The 21006-nt window shown below is 63.3% G+C and carries 21 protein-coding genes; 14 read left to right on the forward strand and 7 right to left on the reverse strand.

Features of this window, described 5'->3' with window-relative positions; all coding sequences use genetic code 11:
- The 6 genes from CLV47_RS21225 to CLV47_RS21245 all read left to right on the forward strand — a co-directional run.
- Positions 1-897 (forward strand): HNH endonuclease signature motif containing protein (locus tag CLV47_RS21225; RefSeq protein ID WP_146135482.1); only part of this gene is annotated, 897 nt, incomplete at its 5' end.
- Between the two features lie 84 nt (positions 898-981).
- On the forward strand, positions 982-2016 hold the full coding sequence (locus CLV47_RS22380; RefSeq protein WP_202862734.1) for a DEAD/DEAH box helicase: 1035 nt from the start codon (positions 982-984) through the stop codon (positions 2014-2016).
- The gene (gene hrpA, locus CLV47_RS21230) at positions 1901-4813 is read left to right on the forward strand and encodes an ATP-dependent RNA helicase HrpA (protein ID WP_238145582.1); all 2913 of its coding nucleotides are present in this window, start codon (positions 1901-1903) and stop codon (positions 4811-4813) included. Before CLV47_RS22380 ends, hrpA begins: the two co-directional genes overlap by 116 nt.
- 15 nt (positions 4814-4828) lie before the next feature.
- Positions 4829-6064 (forward strand): MFS transporter, encoded by a 1236-nt coding sequence (locus tag CLV47_RS21235; RefSeq protein ID WP_106351133.1) that lies wholly within the window; start codon positions 4829-4831, stop codon positions 6062-6064.
- Positions 6065-6141: 77 nt separating this feature from the next.
- Positions 6142-6990, forward strand: a complete 849-nt coding sequence (locus CLV47_RS22555; RefSeq protein WP_238145559.1) for a hypothetical protein — start codon at positions 6142-6144, stop codon at positions 6988-6990.
- A gap of 112 nt (positions 6991-7102) precedes the next feature.
- Positions 7103-7717, forward strand: coding sequence for a TIGR00645 family protein (locus CLV47_RS21245; RefSeq protein WP_106351134.1), 615 nt, complete (start codon positions 7103-7105; stop codon positions 7715-7717).
- Between the two features lie 20 nt (positions 7718-7737).
- Here the strand turns inward: CLV47_RS21245 and CLV47_RS21250 are convergent, their stop codons facing one another.
- Positions 7738-8967 (reverse strand): serine hydrolase domain-containing protein, encoded by a 1230-nt coding sequence (locus tag CLV47_RS21250; protein ID WP_106351135.1) that lies wholly within the window; start codon positions 8965-8967, stop codon positions 7738-7740.
- Between the two features lie 107 nt (positions 8968-9074).
- Between CLV47_RS21250 and CLV47_RS21905 the strand changes: the two genes are divergently transcribed.
- The 6 genes from CLV47_RS21905 to CLV47_RS21285 all read left to right on the forward strand — a co-directional run bounded on the left by CLV47_RS21905 (position 9075) and on the right by CLV47_RS21285 (position 13558).
- Entirely contained in the window at positions 9075-9950 is an 876-nt protein-coding gene (locus CLV47_RS21905; protein WP_238145583.1) for an EamA family transporter, read from the forward strand.
- Positions 9947-10690, forward strand: a complete 744-nt coding sequence (locus CLV47_RS21265; protein WP_170111196.1) for an alpha/beta hydrolase — start codon at positions 9947-9949, stop codon at positions 10688-10690. The genes CLV47_RS21905 and CLV47_RS21265 overlap by 4 nt, the downstream gene beginning before the upstream one ends.
- Positions 10687-11619, forward strand: a complete 933-nt coding sequence (gene gluQRS / locus CLV47_RS21270; RefSeq protein ID WP_106351137.1) for a tRNA glutamyl-Q(34) synthetase GluQRS — start codon at positions 10687-10689, stop codon at positions 11617-11619. The genes CLV47_RS21265 and gluQRS overlap by 4 nt, the downstream gene beginning before the upstream one ends.
- A 9-nt stretch (positions 11620-11628) precedes the next feature.
- Positions 11629-12387, forward strand: coding sequence for a HipA family kinase (locus tag CLV47_RS21275; protein WP_106351138.1), 759 nt, complete (start codon positions 11629-11631; stop codon positions 12385-12387).
- Entirely contained in the window at positions 12384-12776 is a 393-nt protein-coding gene (locus CLV47_RS21280) for a DUF3037 domain-containing protein (RefSeq protein ID WP_106351139.1), read from the forward strand. Before CLV47_RS21275 ends, CLV47_RS21280 begins: the two co-directional genes overlap by 4 nt.
- 98 nt (positions 12777-12874) lie before the next feature.
- On the forward strand, positions 12875-13558 hold the full coding sequence (locus CLV47_RS21285; RefSeq protein WP_106351140.1) for a queuosine precursor transporter: 684 nt from the start codon (positions 12875-12877) through the stop codon (positions 13556-13558).
- A gap of 4 nt (positions 13559-13562) precedes the next feature.
- Here CLV47_RS21285 and tgt read toward each other — a convergent pair whose 3' ends face one another.
- The 6 genes from tgt to CLV47_RS21315 all read right to left on the reverse strand — a co-directional run bounded on the left by tgt (position 13563) and on the right by CLV47_RS21315 (position 19230).
- Complete coding sequence (gene tgt, locus CLV47_RS21290) at positions 13563-14792, reverse strand: tRNA guanosine(34) transglycosylase Tgt (protein WP_106351141.1); 1230 nt, start codon at positions 14790-14792, stop codon at positions 13563-13565.
- Positions 14793-14834: 42 nt separating this feature from the next.
- On the reverse strand, positions 14835-15761 hold the full coding sequence (locus tag CLV47_RS21295; RefSeq protein ID WP_146135485.1) for a DMT family transporter: 927 nt from the start codon (positions 15759-15761) through the stop codon (positions 14835-14837).
- A gap of 4 nt (positions 15762-15765) precedes the next feature.
- The gene (locus CLV47_RS21300) at positions 15766-16620 is read right to left on the reverse strand and encodes an aldo/keto reductase (RefSeq protein WP_106351143.1); all 855 of its coding nucleotides are present in this window, start codon (positions 16618-16620) and stop codon (positions 15766-15768) included.
- A gap of 64 nt (positions 16621-16684) precedes the next feature.
- On the reverse strand, positions 16685-17896 hold the full coding sequence (locus CLV47_RS21305) for an SPFH domain-containing protein (RefSeq protein WP_106351144.1): 1212 nt from the start codon (positions 17894-17896) through the stop codon (positions 16685-16687).
- Positions 17896-18351: an NfeD family protein gene (locus CLV47_RS21310; protein WP_106351145.1), complete on the reverse strand. Its 456-nt coding sequence runs from the start codon at positions 18349-18351 to the stop codon at positions 17896-17898. The genes CLV47_RS21305 and CLV47_RS21310 overlap by 1 nt, the downstream gene beginning before the upstream one ends.
- A gap of 60 nt (positions 18352-18411) precedes the next feature.
- The gene (locus tag CLV47_RS21315) at positions 18412-19230 is read right to left on the reverse strand and encodes a DUF3097 domain-containing protein (protein WP_106351146.1); all 819 of its coding nucleotides are present in this window, start codon (positions 19228-19230) and stop codon (positions 18412-18414) included.
- 104 nt (positions 19231-19334) lie between these two features.
- On the opposite strand from CLV47_RS21315, the gene CLV47_RS21320 reads away from it, so the two are divergent.
- On the forward strand, positions 19335-20144 hold the full coding sequence (locus CLV47_RS21320; protein WP_146135486.1) for a hypothetical protein: 810 nt from the start codon (positions 19335-19337) through the stop codon (positions 20142-20144).
- A gap of 242 nt (positions 20145-20386) precedes the next feature.
- A partial coding sequence (locus CLV47_RS21325; protein WP_146135487.1) for a hypothetical protein occupies positions 20387-21006 on the forward strand: 620 nt, incomplete at its 3' end.

A 21006-nucleotide genomic window follows, 5' to 3' on the forward strand; every position in this document is an offset into this window, starting at 1 on the left:
GACGGGCAGTACCTGATCACCGACCCGGGCCAGTCCACCGAAGCCGCCGCGGTGATGGAGAAGATCCGGGGACTGGCAGCGACGATCAACTTCACCGTCCCGGTGATCCCCGAGGTCACGATCAAGGTCACGATCCCCGCGCACCTGTTAGCCGGGTCCGACCTCGCAGGCACCAACAGCAGCACAGGCGCGAGCAGCGGTGCCGCCGGCACGAACCGAAGCAGCGATGCTGCTGCCGCGACCGACAGCGACAACGGCACGAACGAGCCCGACGCCGCGAACGATGCCGAAGCCTCAAGCGATCCCGTGGGTCATGATCACACGCAGGGTCGACCCGGTGGCAACACCAACAGCGGCGACACCGACAGCGGCAACACGAACGACACGACTACGGACGATTCTGAAGCCACCGACACGCTCGGTGCTGAAACGCGCCCGGAGGACCCACACCGCTGGGCGGTCGCCGCGATCGACGGGCTTGGGCCCATCGATGCCGACCTCGCCCGTTACCTCGCACAGGATGCACGATGGCAACGGGTCATCACCGACCCCTACACCGGCGCCGTCCTCGACGTCGGCACCAAGATCTACCGGCCACCGGCACAGATGCGCCGCCGCGTCATCGCCCGCGACCAGACCTGCCGGTTCCCCGGCTGCACCCGCCCAGCCGAACGTTGCGACGTCGACCACATCGACCCGCACCGACCCGACGGGACCGGCGGCACGACCGGCGACTGCAACCTGATCGCTCTCTGTCGTCGCCACCACCGGCTGAAACACCAAACCAACTGGCGAGTGACACTCCACGACGACGCGTCGTGTGAATGGACCAGCCCCGCCGGCCGTAAATACCTCACGTATCCCGCCGACACCGACCCACCACCGCAACGCGACTAGGCCGAAGTGCGCGATGAGGTCACGGACTACCGTCCACTCGGGGAAGAAATTGCGTTGCTAGGCGAGGGTAAAGTAGGTCTCCCTATGCCATCTCATGCTCGGCGCGCCCACGGCGCACGTTCCCGCCGCAACCGCGGCAAAACTGTAGCCAAGTTCGAACGATCACCAGCGGAGATCCAGCGCCGGTACGACGAACGGCCGCGTCCGACGTACCCCGACGACCTACCGATAGCAGCTAAGCGGGCCGAGATAGCGAAGCTGATCGAGATCAACCAGGTCGTCATCGTGGCCGGCGAGACCGGGTCCGGAAAGACGACCCAGCTACCCAAGATCTGCCTCGATCTCGGCCGCGGCACACGCGGACTGATCGGCCATACCCAACCTCGCCGTATTGCGGCGCGCACCGTCGCCGAGCGCATCGCCGAGGAACTCGACACCGAGGTCGGAGAGAGCGTCGGGTACGCCGTCCGCTTCACCGACAAAGTCGGCTCGAACTCCTACATCAAGGTGATGACCGACGGAATTCTGCTCGCCGAGCTCCAACGTGACCGGATGCTGAGCCGATACGACACGCTCATCATCGACGAGGCTCATGAACGCAGTCTCAATATCGACTTCATCCTCGGCTACCTCAAAGAACTACTGCCCAAGCGACCCGACCTCAAGCTAATCATCACGTCGGCAACGTTCGACCCGGAGTCATTCAGCCGGCATTTCGACGACGCCCCGGTCATCGAAGTCTCGGGCCGCACCTATCCGGTTGAGATCCGCTACCGGCCGGTGGTCGATCCCGACGATCCGCATGCCGAAGACCGAGACCAAACGCAAGCAGTAATCGACGCCGTACACGAGTTAGATCGCGAGCCGTACGGCGACGTCCTCGTATTTCTGAGCGGCGAGCGGGAAATCCGCGACACAGCCGATGCGCTACGCCGCCTGGAGCTGGCACGCACCGACGTACTCCCCCCTCTACGCACGGCTTTCATCGGCCGAGCAGCACCGCATCTTCGCCCGCCACCAAAACCGCCGCATCGTGCTGGCCACCAACGTCGCCGAGACATCTTTGACGGTGCCCGGTATCAAGTATGTGGTCGATGCCGGTACGGCGCGAATTTCTAGGTATAGCGCGCAAACCAAGGTTCAGAGACTACCGATCGAGCCGATCTCGCAAGCGTCGGCCAATCAGCGCGCCGGGCGGTGCGGACGTACGTCGGACGGCATCTGCATCCGGCTCTACGCGGAAGACGATTTTGATGCCCGGCCCGAGTTCACCGATCCGGAGATTACCCGCACTAACCTCGCATCGGTCATCCTGCAAATGGCGGCGATCGGACTCGGCGAGATTGAGCGATTCCCATTTGTGCAGGCTCCGGACAGCAGAAACATTGCCGATGGGATCGCGCTTCTGCACGAACTCGCTGCGATCAAACCCGACACCAAGCGACGAGTCTCGCTTACGGAGGTCGGCCGCAAGCTGGCGGCGCTGCCCATCGACCCGCGTCTCGCCCGGATGATCGTCGAAGCGCAGAAGCGATCGTGTTTGCGCGAGGTACTCGTGATCGCCGCCGCTATGTCAATCCAAGACCCACGTGAGCGGCCCGTCGAAGCCGAAGAATCGGCTAAGGCAAAACACGCCCGGTTCAGGGACAAGAAGTCAGATTTCATGTCGTACCTCAACCTATGGCGTTACTTACGCGAACAGCAAAAGGAGCTGTCCTCTAACCAGTTTCGCCGTCTATGCAAGTCCGAATACATTAACTATCTACGCGTACGAGAGTGGCAGGACCTTGTATCGCAGCTTAAACAAGTCTGCGCCACAGTTGGAATTCACCTACCTTCGACCGACGGTGACGAGGAACAAGTCCATCGAGCGCTACTGTCCGGGTTGCTGTCGCACGTGGGCATGCAGGACGCGGCCAACAAGCGAGAGTACGTCGGCGCACGTAACGCCCGGTTCGCCATTTTCCCTGGCTCGTCGGTGTTTAAGTCCTCGCCTAGTTGGATCATGGCCGGGGAGCTAGTCGATACGAGCCGGCTGTGGGCTCGGGATGTCGCGCGAATCGAACCGGAGTGGGCCGAGGAACTGGCCGGGCATCTAGTCAAGCGCGCTTACAGCGAACCTCATTGGGAACGTAAGCGCGCATCCGTTGTGGCATACGAAAAAGTCACGCTCTACGGCGTGCCTATTGTCGCGCGACGCAAGGTCAACTACGGACGCATCGACCCCGAGCTCAGTCGCGAGCTGTTCATTCGGCAAGCACTCGTCGAGGGCGACTGGGACACCCGGCATTCGTTCTTCCACCACAACGCGGCAAAGATCAACGAAGTCGCAGACCTGGAAGACAAGTCCCGTAGGCGCGACATCCTCGTCGATGACGAAACACTCTTCGACTTTTACGACTCGAAGATCCCGGCGGATGTCATTTCGGGCAGGCACTTCGATGCCTGGTGGAAGAAGGTACGCACCGACAGTCCGCAGTTACTCGAGGCGACCACGGACGACTTGATCCGCAGCGGCGCCGACGCGCCGTCTGCCACCGACTTCCCCGACGTGTGGACAGACGGCCGCCGACCGCTTGAGCTGAGCTATACATTCGATCCCGCCGCGATCGCCCGCACCGCAAGTGATGATCCGGACGGCATCTCCATCGACATTCCGGTGGTTGCGCTGCATGAGGCGTACGCCTCGGAGTTCGAGTGGCTGGTACCGGGCCGTCGCGAGGAGCTCATCATCGCCATGATTCGGACGCTACCCAAACCGGTGCGCCGCCTCGTCGTACCGGCGCCGGACCGCGCTCGTCAGGTGCTGCCGCGACTGTCACCCGGCAATGAGCCGCTGCAACCTGCCCTCGCGCGCGAGTTGCGTGCGCTGACGGGCGCGGCCATCGACGAGTCCGACTTCAACCCGACGAAGCTGCCCGACCACCTCCGGATGACGTTTCGAATTGTCGACGAAAGCGGCCGCACCCTCGCGCAGGGTAAAGACCTGGACAAGCTCAAAGACCAGCTAGCGCCGAAGCAGCGACAAGAAATCGCCTCGCAGTCACAAGACATCGAACGTACTGGAATCACTGCGTGGGACTTTGGCGATCTCCCTGCAACGTACGACATTCGTAGCGGCGGCGTCACGACAACGGGTTTCCCGACGTTGGTCACGGAGGGCACGACGTTGGCCCTGCGAGTGGTTACATCGGCAGCGCAGCAGCGCGAGGATCTGCGGACTTCGGTCAGGTGGCTCCTGCTGCGCGAGCTGCCGTCAATCGCGAGCCGGGTCCTGCGCACGCTCAACAGCACCGAGCGAATTGCCCTGACCCAGACATCTCACCCGAGCGCATCTGCGCTGTACGACGACTGCGCGGCGGCCGCGATCGACCTGATAGTGGCGAAGTCCGGCCCGTTGCCGATGACCCGGCAGGGGTACGAGAAACTGCGTGAGGTCGCTCAAGGTGCGATCGTAGCGACCATGAGCAGGACGATGCGTGAGCTGGCGACCACGCTGACGGCCCGCGCCGAGGCACTTCTGCTCCTCGATGAGATCAGGCACGAGTCGTTCGCTGATGTGCGCGCCGATATCGCCAGTCAGCTCGACTTCTTGTTTGGCCCGTCGTTCGTCACTCGCCACGGCGTCGGCCGGCTACGGGATCTGGGGCGATACGCCAAGGCTGTCGCGGTGCGATTGGACCGGATAAAAGCACACCGCGACACCGATCGTCGCGGCATGCTCGTTATACACGACGTGCTTCAGGAGTACGCCGAGCTCGTGGCTGAATTCCCGTCGGATGAACCACTGCCTCCCGCTCTGACCGATATCCGGTGGATGATTGAGGAGTTACGGGTGGGTACCTTCGCGCAGTCGGTCCCGACTGCCTACACCGTCTCGGTGAAGCGCATTCACAAGGCGATGGACGACCTGTAGCGGAAAGCCGGGGACATGGTCGTAACACCGAAGGACAGCAAGACGAGTGACGCGTCCGGCGAGACCCCACGCTGGGGATTCTGGTTCTTTGGCATCACGTTTGTGTTCTTCATGCTCGCCTCCAGCGCACCTTCCCCGCTGTACGTTGTCTACCAGCAGAAGTTCGGGTTTTCGGCTGCGGTGCTCACGCTTGTGTTCGCGGTGTACGTCGTGGCGCTGCTCATCGCGCTGCTCACGGTCGGATCGCTGTCTGACTTCGTCGGCAGGCGGCCAATGCTGCTCGCGTCGTTCGTGGCCGAGGCGCTGGCGCTGGCGACGTTCGCATTCGCCCAGAACCTCACGTGGTTGCTGGTCGCGCGCGCAGTGCAAGGTGCCGCGACGGGCGCCGCGACTGGGGTCATCGGTGCGGGCGCCATCGACAACCAACGGCGCGATCGCCCCGGATCGGCCGCGACACTCAATGCCGTCGCGCCTGGCGTCGGCCTGGCGGCTGGTGCGGTCGCGGCCGGGGTCTTCGTGCAATACCTGCCGCAACCGACCCGGCTGATCTACCTGGTGCTCATCGGGGCGTTCGTCGTCCTGTTCTTCATCGCGCTTCGGCTCCCGGAGACCTCACCTCGAATCACCGGCGCCGTCGCTTCACTCGTACCGCAGCTGAAATTTCCGCGTTACCTTCGCCCGTATCTGGTGCGCGCCGCTCCGTGCCTGTTCTGCAGTTGGTCGCTTGGCGGCTTCTATCTGGCGTTAGGGCCCTCGATCACCAAGTCGGTGTTAGGCCTGGACAACCATCTGATCGGCGGTCTGACGATCTGCGCGCTTGCCCTTCCCAGCACGTCAGTTCTGTTGTTTCGTAGGTTCTTCGACAACCACGGTTTGATGTACATCGGGGCTGGCGCGACGGCGATCGGGGTGATCGGCGTGATGCTCTCGACGCTGGCCGGCGCCACGATCCTGTTCTTCCTGGCGAGCATTGTCGCCGGCGTCGGGTTCGGCACGATCTTTGTCGGCAGTTTCGGTTCGGTAAGCGAACGCATCAACCCTCTTGAGCGTGCCCAAATCGTCGCGACGATCTACGTCATCAACTACACGGCCTTTAGCGTCCCGGTGATCGTGGCGGGCCTTGTCGTTGCACAGCAGGGCATGCTCCGCACGACGACGTACTTCTCCATTTATGTCTTTGTGCTGGCGATTCTCGCGTTCGTCGCGATCCGCAGCGGTCGTCGACGGGCCCGCGAGCTGCCTGCGCCGTGAGGGATTTCATTGAGACCGCGTGCACGTATTTGCGAACTTTCTACCACTGACGGCGGGTTGTCCGTTAGTTTTCGGTGATGGCATGGCTTCGACGAGACGACCAGATGACACCCGAGGGCGAGCAGGAGTGGATCTCCGATCTGCTCGACCCGCTTCACGGACACGACGATAACGGCGATAACCCGATCGAAGGTGCGACGACCGCCAGCGCGACGATCGACCCCGCCGATTCGCCCAGCGCGCCGTCAGCGGACGGTCCGCAGCGTCGCTCGGTCGCCGATGTGATCGCAGCCGCCGAGCCGGTGCTCCGGCAGCCAACGCCTGAGCGGTCCGGTAACGGCGAGCCTGACGACGTATCGGCCCCCAAGGCCGGCGATAGCACCACCGACGACGACAACCCGGCGGCAACGCGCTCAGCGGCCGATGTACTCGCGGCCGCAAATCGCACGGGTGAAGCAACCGTGCCGACCACCACCGATTCGGCAGCCGAACTGCCAGCGGACTACGCTGCCCGTGTTCCCACCACCGGTGAGATTCCCGCCGTCGACGAGACTCGGACCAATGTAGCGCCGACCCTTGCCGAGATCATGCAGATCGACGGCGCACTTGGCACGGCGTTGGTCGACTATGCGAGCGGCGAGACGCTCGCGTGCCGCAGTACGGAGGGCGGACCAGACATGCCGCAGGCCGCGGCCGGAGAGAGCGCAGTTATCCGGACCAAGATCGCCAGCCTCGTGCAACTGGACTCCGATGACGATGTCGACGAGGTCTTTACGACGCTCGGCGCGCAATATCACCTGAGCAGAATGGTCCCCGAAACCGAGACTGCAGGGCTGTTTCTGTACCTCATCCTCGACCGTCCGCGGGCGAACCTCGCGATGGCACGTCACAAGCTTGCCCTGGCCGCGCGCCAGCTGGAGGCGTAGTTCTCGCGTACCGAATAGATTTCACCGGAACTATTCACCGCTCTCGCTCGTCAACGTGTGGCGATATTTCTTAACGCCAACTTCACGTTGAACAACGGAGAAAACCACGCGCATGACGATCCATCACCCTAAATACCAGGTCAAGTCTCTCGGCTACGCGATCTTCCTCAGCCGTTGGCTACAGGCTCCGTTGTATGTCGGTCTGATCGTCGCCCAAGGCGTCTACGTATGGCAGTTCATGGTCGAACTGTGGCACCTGCCAAGCAAGACCGGCCACTACGAGGACGCCGAGAGCGTGATCATGCTCGCGGTGCTCGGGCTGGTCGACGTCGTCATGATCGCCAACCTGCTCATCATGGTCATCGTCGGCGGTTACGAGACGTTTGTCTCACGCATACGTCTTGATGACCATCCGGACCAGCCGGAGTGGCTTTCGCACGTCAACGCGAACGTGCTGAAGGTGAAACTCGCGATGGCGATCATCGGCATTTCCTCAATCCATTTGCTGAAGACCTTCATCGACGCGTCCAATTCAAAGGTCACCTCCGAATCGATGATGTGGCAAACGATCATCCACATGGCGTTCGTCGTCTCAGCCGTGGCGCTTGCCTACATCGATCGGATGTCGCGCAAGGACAACCCGCCACACCGCCCCTCGAACGGCGTGCACAATGGCGCACCGGCCCAGCCGTCCGGACACGACCCAGCGGTCGTGTCCGGCCACTGAGCCGGTCGGGCGTGCCGTCCTCAGTCGATCAACGCGGAATAGACGAGCTGTTTGAGTTGGGTACGGATCGGGTGATAGCTCGATGGCAGCAGCTGGGTCATGAACACCACGGTCAGTTCCTCAGCAGGATCGACCCAGAAAGCCGTGCTGGCGGCGCCGCCCCAACCGAACTCGCCCTTGCTGCTCAGAGTGCCGTACGCGACCGGGTCCTTGAGCACCGAGAATCCGAGTCCGAAGCCCATGCCGTCGTAGATGGTCTCGGCGTCTAGCGGAATTCCGACCTGGGCTAGGTCCTGATCGCCGGGTAGCGAGTTGGTCGCCATGTAGCGGATAGTCCGGTTGCCGAGCAACCGCACGCCGTCGAGCTCGCCGCCGCGCAACAGCATCTGGGTGAAGCGGTGGTAGTCCTCGGTCGTGGAGATCAGGCCACCGCCGCCGGAGAAGAAGGTCACTTCGCCGCGAACCGCGTCACCGAATGCATCGTTGCGCACCGCCGTACCGTCCGCAGGATTCGGGATGTACAGCGCGGCGAGCCGATCACCGAGATCGCCGCGTACGGCGAACGAGGAGTCCTTCATCCCGAGGGGGCCGAAGATGCGCTGCTGGAAGAACTCCGCCAACGTCTGTCCGGAGACCACCTCGACAAGTCGCCCTAGTACGTCGGTGGACACCGAGTAGTTCCACTTTGTGCCCGGATCGAAGCGTAACGGAAGCTGCGCATAGGCGTCGGCGATCTTCTCGGCCGTGGAGCCCGGTGGCACACCCCACTCGAAACCTGCCTGACGGTAAAGCTCGTCCTGCGTATGCACGTGGTGGAAACCGTAGGTGAGGCCCGACGTGTGGTTGAGCAGATGGCTGATCCGCATCTTGGTCGCGGCCGGGCGGGTGACGGGCTTCAGCGACGAGCCCCCGGTCAGCACCTTGAGGTCGGCGTACGCCGGTATGTAGTCGGAAACGGCATCGGTCAGCTCGAACGCGCCCTCTTCATAGAGCATCATCGCTGCGACCGAGGTGATCGGCTTCGTCATCGAATAGATCCGAAATACCGTGTCGTCCTCGATCGGCAGGTCGTTCTCGATGTCGCGTTTGCCGTAGCTCTCGCGGTAGGCGACCTGGCCCTTGCGACTGACGAGTACCTGAAAACCAGGCAGCCGACCATCGTCGACGTACTTGGCAAAGTGGGTCTTCACTTGCGCGAGTCGCTGTGGGTCAAAGCCCACCGAGGCGGGGTCGACAACTTCCGATGGCATATGCACTCCTTAAGGCGGGTGGATTAAACATCTGTGATGCACGCTACTGTGTGCCCACGACAACGGCGAGGCAGGGCCGAAAAGGCACGACCCAGAATCGGGGTTTGGTGAAACCAAGAGACATGATCTTGGCCGCTCTCGTCGCCGTCATCTGGGGTGTCAACTTCGTTGTATCGGCGATATTCGTCGATCACATGCCGCCAATGCTGTTCGCGGCGATCCGGTTTACCTTCGTTGTCTTCCCGGCCATATTGTTCGTCCCGCGACCGGGAATCGGGTGGCGCAAGACCTTCGGCGTCGGGTTCTTCATCGGGGTCATGCAGTTTGGCCTGATGTTCATCGCGATGCGGCTAGGCATGTCCGGAGGCCTCGCCTCCTTGCTCATTCAACTGCAGACCCTTTTCACAGTGCTGCTGGCGGCCGCGTTTCTGGCCGAACGCCCAACGCGCAAGCAAGTCCTTGGTATCGCGCTGGGCCTGGTCGGTCTCGCCGTCGTCGGGATGGGCCGCGGCGGCGCGGCCATGTTGCCGTTCCTCATGATGGTCGCGGCCGCATTCTTCTGGGGCTGCGGAAATGTCGTGATGCGTAGCGCGAAGACGAAATCGGGGCTGTCGCTCACCGTGTGGTCCGGGACGGTCGCGCCACTTCCGATGTTCGCCGCGTCGTACCTGTTCGACGGCCCCGACGCGATCAGCGCCGCACTCAGCCAGATCAACTGGTGGTTCATCGTCGGCATGTTCTACACGGCGATCATCGCGACCCTGGTGGGCTTCGCGGTCTGGTCGCGGCTACTCGCCCGCTACCCCGCGGGTCTGGTCGTACCGTGGTCGCTGGTCACACCGCCGGCCGGGATTGTGACCGCTATCCTGGTGCGCGGCGAGTATCCAACTGTGCTGGAGGTCGTGGGAGCGGTGATCATTATTCTCGCCGTGCTGCTAACCACGCTCAACCTGCGAAGTCTGCGCCTAAGGTGGACGCCGTGACCAATCACCCGCACCTGCGCTGGTTCGCTTTTCGGACTCAACCCTCGACCATCGTCGTCGTCCTGCATGGCGGGTCGGAAAGCTCGACCGAACCGGTGACGAGGCTCAACACCTCCTGGCTGCGCATGTGGGACTTCGCGCGCGCCGTCGCCAAGCGACCAGCCTCCACCGACGTTGCGGTCGTGCTTGTCCGCAACACCGTTCGCGGTTGGAACGGCGGCACTAAGCCAAGTGCACTCACGGACGCTCGCTGGGTGCTGGACAAGCTCACCCAGCGTCATCCGGACGCCGGTGTCATCCTTGTCGGTCATTCGCTCGGAGGCCGGGTCGCCTGCGCGCTGGCCGACTATCCGTCCGTGCGAGGGGTCGTCGTGCTTGCGCCATGGCTGCCAGGCACGACCGATGCCAGCGGCGCTTCGGTGCTCGAGCCGATGCGGTTCGATGCGGGCACGGCGCTCGCTGTCGCGCACGGGACGGCCGACCTCTGGTGCGCACCGGCTCAGTCGCTGACATTTTGTAACCGCGCCGTGGCGGCCGGCGTACCGACGGTCCGAGCGGAAATGCCGGGCGCCGGACACTTCTTACTGCACCGGCCGGGACAATGGCGCCGCTTTGTCAGGCTCGCCGTCACCGCGATCATCGATCGGACCGGGCCGTTCGACGGCTCTCGTCATGAGGTCGACATACGCCAACCAATCGGCACGGCGATCAGCGACTTGCAAGGCGCGACCGGCGAGTGACAGTTGGTGCGGGCCGATATGCGCCGAGCCCGTCCGGCGACCTGCACATCGGCAACCTGCGGACGGCTGTTCTCGCTTGGCTGTTCGCCCGGTCATCGAGTCGCACATTCCTTTTACGGGTGGAGGACCTCGATCGGGAACGCTCGACGGACGCCGCCCGATTGCGACAGATCGCCGACCTGCAGGCGATCGGCCTGACCTGGCACGGAACAGTGATGCGACAGTCCGATCGACACGCCGCCTACATCGCCGCGCTGGACTTGCTGACCGCAGAGGGACACACCTATGAGTGCTACTGCACCCGCCGCGAGATCCGGGAGGCCGCCCGCGCCCCGCACAGCGTTGCAGGCGACGCCGCGTACCCCGGGACCTGCGCGCTACTGACCGAAACCGAGCGAGCGGTACGGCGTCGCGCCGCCGGTCGGCCACCGACCATCCGGCTACGCGGCGACGGTGCGCGCTACGGCGTGCACGACCTGCTTCATCCGGGGTACGAAGGGCCGGTGCACGACGTCGTACTCCGACGCTTCGATGGCGCAATCGCCTACAACCTCGCCGTTGTGGTGGATGACATCCACCAAGGCATCGACCAGATCGTCCGCGGCGACGACCTGCTCGCCGGTACGCCGACCCAGTTGCATCTCACCGCGTTATTGGGTGGCCGGCCGGTCGAATACGCTCACGTACCACTCGTCCTCGACGCCGGCGGCCGACGGCTTGCCAAGCGCAACAGTGCCATAACTCTCGGTGACCTTGCCGCGGCCGGCGTACCGGTTGATCGAGTACGCCGCTCCATCCTGCAGTCACTCGGCGCGGCGATCTCGGACGACGCCGCATCACTCGAGCAGCTTGCCAACTCCTTCCGGCCTGCGCTGCTTCCCAAAGTGCCGTGGACGTTTGACCCGAACCGGATAGCTTCGCCCCGGTAGGCTCGCTGCATGCTCGAACACATCATCGCCACCCGATACGTGCTTCCCTTACGTGAAGGCGGATCGCTGCCGGGTCTCATGGAGGCCGACGACCTCGGCACCTACATCGTGAAGTTCTCCGGAGCAGGACAAGGTAAGCGCGTGCTGGTCGCGGAAATCATCGCGGCCGCCGTCGCGCGCTCGATCGGACTGCGCACTCCGGACTTGAAGCTCATCGAGCTGCCTGCTCCGATCGCGAAGTACGAGGCCGACGAGGAGGCGCAGGACCTCCTCACCGCGAGCATTGGGCTCAACCTTGCGAGTGACTTCCTTCCTGGCTCGTTCGCGTTCGACGACGGCGGCAAGATCAGCGCGGATGAGTCTGCGAAGATCCTGTGGCTCGACCTACTCATCGGAAATCCCGACCGCACGTGGCGCAACCCAAACCTACTGATGTGGCACCGCGACTTGTGGTGCATCGACCATGGAGCGGCGTTCTATCCCCACCACGGGTGGGGCGAGGCAGTCGATCCGGCGAAGTTCGACCGGCCGCTGATGGACATCGCCACCCACGTGATGGCGCCGTATGCCGACGAGATGCCCGCTATACATGAACAATTAGTCACATTAGCGGCCACCGCTCCGCTGAGCGAAACGCTCGAGTCCATCCCGGACGACTGGCTTACTGGCATCGGGCGTGATCCGCAGGACGCCAGAGAGATCTACCGCGCCTACCTTGCAGCGCGAATGGCAGACCCGACACCGTGGATCGCAGGGCTGCGTCGATGAGCACGCTCGCCTACCAGTACGTCGTCCTCCGCGCGGTGCCCCGCATCGAACGCGAAGAGTTCGTCAACATCGCCGTCGTGCTGCACTGCAAGGAATCCAACTACCTAGCGCTGCGCTCGGGCCCATGGCGCGAGCGCGTGCTGGCGCTGGATCCCGCCGCAGACACAGGCGCGATCGCGCGGTCGCTCGAGGGCGTGGCGCAGGTGTGTGCACCACCGGATGGGCACTTCGCCTCCGAGATGACGACGAGCGAGCGATTTGGATGGCTGGCCGCGCCGCGTTCGGTCGTCGTACAACCAGGCCCAGCGCATGGAGGCACCACGGCAGATCCAGTCGCCCAGCTGACCGCGCTGTGCAGCGAGTACGTCGACGTACCGCGCGACAGTTAGAACAGTCGCGGTCTAGACTGTTCCGCGGTCGCTAATCGACCGAAGCGTTGGGGCAGCAGCGCGTTGTACCGTCACGTCTTGATGATGAAGGACCCGTCATGAGCAGCCCCAACACGATGAAGCCGGTGTACGCCGAACCCAAGGTCGGCTACTACCCCATCGTCGTCGCAATCTTCTGTGGACTCCTGTTGATCTCCAATGTCGCGGCCACTAAGGCCATCGACATCGGCGCGTTGACCTTCGACGGGGGCGCGATCCTATTCCCGCTGACCTACATCCTCGGCGACATCCTCGGCGAGATCTACGGCCTCAAACGCACCCGGGTCGCGATCCTCCTCGGCTTCGGGCTCGGAGCTCTCGCTTCGCTATGTTTCCTCGTGGTCGGCGCACTGCCTCCTTCGCAGGGTTGGGAGTTCCAGCAGGACTTCGAGAATATCCTGGGCTTCGTACCCGGCATCGTCGTCGCATCACTGTGCGGTTACCTCGCGGGCCAGTTCCTCAACGCGTGGGTCCTGGTCCGGATGAAGGAACGCTTCCGCGAGAAGCAGCTATGGGCAAGGCTCGTTGGCTCCACTCTTGTCGGCGAGTTCGCGGACACCCTGATCTTCTGCGCGCTAGCGACGACGATCGGCCCGATACCCAGCGAGCTGTTTCTCAACTACTTCATCACCGGCTACATCTTCAAGTGTGCGGTCGAAGTCGTGCTCCTACCGGTCACCTATCGCGTGATCGCCGCTATCAAGAAGCGCGAGCCGACGTACGTCGCAGCCCTGGCCGGCTAACCGCTCAGTCGCTCGCGGGCGCTCGGTTCGCGTAGTAGCGCCCGAGCGTGTCGGCCTTGAACTCAAAGAATTGTCCATCGACCATGCTGCGGCGGACATCGTCGACGAGGCGCAAGATGAACCGCTCGTTGTGGATGGTCGCCAGCGTAAAGGCAAGCATCTCCTTCGCCTTGAACAAGTGATGCAGGTATGCCTTTGTGAAGTGCTGGCAGGTATAGCAGTCACAGTCCTCGTCGATCGGTGCGAACGCACGACGGTGCTTGGCGGTGTTGACGTTGAACCTGCCGTCGGGGGTGTAGAGCGCCGCGTTGCGCGCAACGCGTGACGGAGAGACACAGTCAAACGTATCGACACCGTTCTCGATCGCGGTGAAAATATCGTCCGGCTCACCGATCCCGAGCAAGTGCCGCGGCTTGTCCTCGGGCAACTCCTCGTTCACCCACCGCACGATCGTGCCCAGGCTCTCCTTCTCAAGTGCACCGCCAATGCCGAAACCGTCGAACCCGAGCGACACAAGATCACGCGCGGCCTTGCGTCGTAGGTCTTCGTACTGTGCGCCCTGTACGACGCCGCACAACATTTGGTACGGCCGCTCGGGGTGTGAGGTGGTCAAGCGGGCATGCTCGACCACACACCGTTTCGCCCACGCTTGGGTTCGGTCGAGGGAATGTTCTTGATATGCCCGGGTGTTCATCAGCGTCGTACATTCATCGAAGGCGAAGATGATGTCGGCGCCAAGCTGATGCTGGATCTGCATCGATACCTCAGGGGTGAATCTATGCATCGATCCGTCAAGGTGCGACTTGAAGGTCACTCCGTCATCATCAACGTGCGCGAGTCGCTCCTTGCCCTCGGCGATCACGTCATCGGAGACGACGCCCTTGGCGTCCATCGCCAGCACCTTCTTGAAACCGACGCCCAACGACATCACTTGGAAGCCGCCACTGTCCGTGTACGTCGGACCGTCCCAATGCATGAATCGCCCCAGGCCACCGGCCTCATCAACAATGTCGGCGCCTGGTTGGAGGTAGAGATGGTACGCATTGGCCAAAACGGCCTGGGCGCCAACCTCTTTAACGGTCTCAGGTAGTACGGTCTTCACCGTGGCCTTAGTGCCTACGGCGATGAACGCCGGCGTCTGGATCTGGCCGTGCGGCGTGGTTATGGTCCCTGTCCGTGCGAGGGTGCCCTCGCCAAGACGCGTTCCCACCTCAAAGCCTGCCTGTTTGTTCACCCCGCTATCCAACCAAACCTCGGCAAGACTCGCCGACCGTGGTCACGTCGGCGACTCCGCAAGTGCCTCGTCGATTCGCCTACTCGTACGCCGCGATGCCGAGAACCTGCTGACGAGCAGCAGCCCAATTGCGGTCAGCAGGAGTCCGGCGACGGAATACCAGTGCAAGGACTGTCCGAGAAGGGGTACCGCGGCGATCGCCGTCAGTCCTGGCATCAGGTAAAAGAGGCTGGAGGCTTCGCCCGCGTTCTTGTGCTTGAGGAAGTAAAGCAACAACGTGATCGCCCCCAACGAGTTGGCGGTCGCCAGCCACAGCATGCCGACAACGACCGGCGTCGTGAACGGAATTCCGAGGCCGCCATTCAGCAAGGCGATAGGCAAGATCCCTACGGCGCCAACAAAGAGCTGTATCGAGCCGCCCGACCGCAGATCCATCTCAACGCCGTACCGGCGCTGGTAGAGAGTGCCCGCGGCAAGCCCGATACAACCGATAGCCGTATAAAACACGCCGCGCAGCGACACCCCGCCCTCGACGCCCACCACTGTCGCCAGCATCAGTCCGATGAACCCGAGAAACGTTCCCAGCGTCTGCATCTTGGTTAACGGTTCGCGCAACAGCCGCCACGCGCCGAGCGCCACCAGGAGCGGCATCATCCCGAGGATCATCGACGACAGGCTGGCCGATATCCCCACACCGAACCCGAGGTAGGTGCCGGCGTAATGGGTCGTCTGCAGGAGAATCCCGGTCACGGCGATGTCCCGAAACTCCCGGGTGGTCCGTGGCCATCGAGCCCTGGTTCCGAGTGCAAGGAACGCAAGGAGCGATCCGGCGATGATGAATCGCCAGAAGATGACCGCAAGCGGATGCGCCTCTCGGGTCACGATGGTCCCCGCGATGAACCCACTGCTGTAGAGGACTACAAACGTCGCCTGCAGCAGGAGGACCAGTTTCCTGCTCGGACCCGCCAAAGCGCTAATTGCCGTTGAACACGTCAGGATCGGGCCCGATGCGCGCCCCACGGTCAAGACCGCCGATCGCGTCGAGGTCGTCGTTATCAAGCGCGAAGTCGAAGATGTCGAAATTCTCCGCGACGCGAGATGGCGTTACCGACCGCGGGATAACGATGTTGCCCAGATCCAGATGCCACCGCAAGATCACTTGTGCGGCGGTCTTTCCATGCTTGGCGGCGATCTTGGTCAGCACAGGATCGGAAAGCAAGTCACCACCGCGGGCCAGCGGACTCCATGCCTCCGTGACGATCCCACGCTGTGCATTAGCCGCACGCAATGCCGGTTGCTGCATCAACGGGTGCAGCTCGATCTGGTTGACCGCCGGCACCACTCCGGTCTCGTCGATCACACGATCCAGATGTGCCACCTGAAAGTTCGAAACACCGATGGCGCGTACCCGCCCATCGGACTGCAGCTTCTCGAAGGCACGCCATGTCTCGATGTATTGGTTGTGTAGCGGCAGTGGCCAATGAATCAGATACAGGTCGACGTAGTCGAGGTCGAGCTCGGCAGCGCTCGCTTCGAATCCCCGCAACGCTGGTTCATAGCCCTGGTCGGGGTTGTTGCATTTCGTGGTGACGAATACTTCCTCGCGGGCTAATCCGGACTCGCGGATAGCCGCTCCGACCGCGTCCTCATTCTCATACATCGCGGCGGTATCGATGTGCCGGTAGCCGGACTCGATCGCCGTAAGCACCGCAGATTTCGTGTCCTGTGCCGGAATCTGGAATACGCCGAACCCAAGTTGGGGAATCCGCACCCCGCCACCGAGGTCGATCGCGGGCACGGATGCGGGGCCGGGGCGGTCGCTAGTCATGGAAATACCCTATCGTCACCGAAATACCGAATTCACCGAAATGCCGCCTCGCACCGATGGCGAGCTATTGCTCCGGATCGTCCGCGGGAGGCGGCGGAGTCGACTCGGGTGGCACCGCTCCCCGTGCCTGGGGATCCGGCCTGACCTGACTCACATCCATCGGCCTGGCGCTGAACATCGGCGCGGCCTCTTCGACGGGCGCAATCGTGATGTGCGCGGCTGCCGTCGCCGTGTCGACCTGTTCCTTCAGCTGCGACTCGAACCATTGGCTCGTGTCGATTCCGGCGGCGCGCTCACTCTGCTCGCTGGAGGGCAGATCCGCGAACATCGAGTCGGGCGTCTCGTCGTCGCCGCCGACCATCTTGCCGAGCCCCTTCAGCGCGTTGGAGAACTCACTCGGCACAATCCAGACCTTGTTGGCGTCGCCCTGTGCGATCTGCGGCAACGTCTGTAAATACTGGTAGGCAAGCAATCGGGGATCAGGATTGCCGTCGTGGATGGCCTGGAACACCGTCTCAATAGCCTTCGCTTGTCCCTGCGCCTGCAAGAACTGCGCCGCGCGCTCGCCCTCGGCACGCAGAATCTTTGACTGCCGCTCCGCCTCGGCACCCAGAATGGCCGCTTGCTTCGCCCCTTCGGCGGTGAGGATCGCGGACTGCTTCTGCCCCTCGGCAGTGCGCACCTGGGACTCGCGGACGCCTTCGGCGTTCAAGATCATGGCCCGCTTGTCGCGGTCAGCCTTCATCTGTTTTTCCATCGAGTCCTGGATAGACAGCGGCGGGTCGATTGCCTTGATCTCCACGCGGGCGACCCGCACGCCCCAGTTGCCCGTCGTACCGTCCAGGACCGAGCGCAACTGCGAGTTGATCTGGTCGCGTGAGATGAGCGCTTCTTCGAGTAGTAGTCCGCCGACGAGGTTGCGCAGCGTCGTGCCGGTCAACTGCTCGAGCGCACCGGCGAGGTTTGAAATCCCGTACGTCGCCTGACGAGGGTCCGTGATCTGGTAGTAGATGACGGTGTCAATGCCAACCTGCAGGTTGTCCTTGGTAATGACAGTCTGCGGCGGGAAGGACACCACCTGCTCGCGCAGATCGATGGTCGAGCGCACCCGGTCCACGAACGGTACGAGGATTGCGGGTCCAGGATTCAGCGTGCGCTGGTAACGACCAAGTCGTTCAAGAACGGCGGCCCGTGCCTGTGGCACGATCTTGACCGATCGCGCAATGATGATGATCACCACGACGATGACGACCGCTAAAATTATGTATCCATCCATCAGATTTCCTCATCTTCAAACGATTCGAGCGCGGCGACGACGGCATGCGCGCCGCGAATCTCAACGATCCGGACAGACTGACCGACGGCGTATCGGTCGTGCGGCGACAGCGTGAGTGCAGACCACTCGTCCGCGTCGACCTTGATCCGGCCGCCATGCGCGTCGACGGCCTGGCTGACTCTGGCCACCCGACCGACGTACACCCTGGCGCCGTCTTCGTGTTCGGGTAGGCCACGCGTGGCGGCGCGCTTCGCGATTGGCCGCACTGTCGCGATCAGCAACACCGATACCACGGCAAAGACGATGATCTGGAGCCACGGCGGCGCGCCGAGTAGCGCCGACCCGCCACCGGCTAGTGCTCCGCCCGCGATCATGAGCAGGAAGAAGTCGCCGCTAAGCGTCTCCGCCGCGGCTACGACGATCGCACCTATCAACCACAGTGCCCACGGAGCCATAGCCCCATCCTGCCATGCACGGACCCGTTGGGGGCCGCGCTAAACGGCGGCGCGGCGTTGTTAGTCGCGCGGTGCGGTCGCCTCGTAAATGAAGTCGATCAGCCGCTCCACTGCCGTGATCAAGGGCGTCTCCACGTCGGCGTAGGTCGAGACCGACGACAGGATCCTCTGCCACATCATGTACTCCTCCTCGATGCCCAGCGCTTTGCAGACACCGGCCTTCCAAGGCTGCCCTTTAGGAATCTGTGGCCACTTCTTGATCCCGACTGCCTCGGGCCGGACGGTCTGCCAGATGTCGACGAACGGGTGGCCGGTGATCAGAACGTGCGGGTTGTGGATCTTCTCGACGATCCGGGACTCCTTGCTGCCCGGCACAAGGTGGTCGACGAGTACGCCGAGCCGGGCCTGAGCAGTAGGCTGCATTTCCGCGATGACGGCGTCCAGATCGTCGACACCGTGAAGTGGTTCGACCACGATTCCTTCGGCGCGCAAGTCGTCACCCCAGACACGCTCGACGAGCGCGGCATCGTGCACGCCCTCGACGTAGATTCGTCCGGCTTGGGCGACCTTGGCCCGCTGCTGCGGTGCAGCGACCGAACCGGACGCGGTGCGCTTCTTCGTGAGCGCGGCTGTCACCTCGGGCTTGGCGAGCATAATTGCGGCGCCCTCGAGTAAAAACCCATTGTGCTTCAAGGGAAACATCCGCTTTTTACCGCGCCGGTCCTCGAGAGTGACGGTGTCTTTGGTGATCTCGACGATCGCCCCACAGAACTCGCTCGAGACGTCTTCGAGCACCAAGTCCATCTCTGCCGCGACGGACAGTGGTGCGCGGATCGCCTTCTTCTTCAGGATGTCGCCGCCATAGCTGTGTGATCTCACCGAGCGAGGTTACGACGATCCGGGTGCCTGAGCGAGGTAGGCACGCCGTCATATTGTGCCCTGTGCGTGACATCGCTCATCGCACCATCGGCTAGGCTCGCCGCGTGAACGTGTCACGCTCGGGAATGCTGGCCGCGTGGGGTACGGCGTACCTTCAGCGCGCGGTGTCTCTCGATGATGCCATCGAGCATGTCATCGGTGATGGCACATCGGAAGTGGTCGGGCCCGTGCAGCGACCCACGGAGTCGGAGTTCTCCCTTGACCACCCCGCATCGCAGCCCGCGCATGACGTGCTGTCGCTGCTGCCGGCGCACGAGGATTCGCGCCAGTTGAGCTGGCTGCTCACCGATCTCGCGACGAAGGGCGTCGGACGGATCGAGGCGGCATTTCCGGCCGCCGGTGACCTGGCCGGGCTTCCCAGCGGACCGGTCTCAATCAGCGCACTTGCCGTCGGCGAGGCCGCCGTGGTTCGCGACGCCGGACTCGTGCTGGTCCCAACCGTTGACGACCCGCACCACACCGAATGGACGCCGTACGCCGCTACTGCCCGGGAGATCTATCTCAGTCCGGCCGATGCGCACCAGGAATTGACCGAGGAACTCACCCGCGCGACCGATGCGCTTGTCGCGCTGGACGTGCCATCGTGGAACCCGGCGTACGGGCGGATCTCCTCGGAGGCGCTGCACACGGCTGAGTCCGACCGGCTGCCCGACCACTTCCCTCGCCGGGCCACGATCATTCTGCACCGGGCCGCACAGCTTGAGGCGGTCCTGACAGTGGCCGCGCAGGACGCCACCGGGGGCGCGATCAACAGTCACGAGGCGCGTGCCCGGTCCGCGGCGCTTATGCCGCTACACCGGGCCGTACGGCGCGCATTCGCGGCGGCGTACAACAGTGCGCCGTACGACCGCTAAACACACATTCCACGATCCGCGACTTCGTACCTCCGCACTGGCGGCTCGCTTGCTTCTGAGGTCGGGCCGCATGCAGGCTCACTACGAAACCTAGTGCTGTTGGCCATGCCGCGCTCCCGCCCGCGCCTCGACGGCCCGCGACTGCGTACCCCACCATCCGTCACAAAATTCGCTGATGCACAAGGAAAGAAGCGACGCACGGGCCTTGCGCGCATAGCGCCAAACGCGATACACTATCGAACATGCGTACGAGGAATAAGGTTCAGGCGGAACGGACACAACCACGCCTCGACCTGCCCGAGTCGCCCGTCCCGGTCACGAAAGCCGAGACGTTCGCGGCGACCCTCACCCAACTGGTCGACATCGAACACGCCGAAGCACTCCTCTACCGCGAGAAGCTCGCCCTGCGCAGCATCCTGCTCAGTACCGCCGACTACCAACTCATCGACCCCTCCGCCGTGCCCGGCAGCAGTCGCCGGCATGCGGGGGCCGACTGCCCCGACATCGGGTCCGATACGTGGCTGCAGAACATTGACCTCGCCGCCGCCGAACTCGCCGCCGCGACGTGCGTGAGCACCGGTACCGCGAAAAACCAGCTCGCCACCGCCAGCTACTACACCCGCCACTACGCCGTAGCGGTCGCTAGTCTCGACCCCGACGGAGACCCGTACCGCGGAATGACCGCGCACAAGCTGGACCTGTTCACCGAGCACACCACCGACCTCACCAACACGGAGTTGGAGAAAGTCACGGCGCGGGTCCTGCCGCACGCGCACACCGACACTCCCGGCCAGTTCGCGCGGCGTATCGAGAAAGCGGTCATCGCGGTCACCGGCACCACGAAACAGAAACAACGCCGCGC

The sequence above is a fragment of the Antricoccus suffuscus genome (assembly GCF_003003235.1).
Lineage (GTDB): Bacteria > Actinomycetota > Actinomycetes > Mycobacteriales > Antricoccaceae > Antricoccus > Antricoccus suffuscus.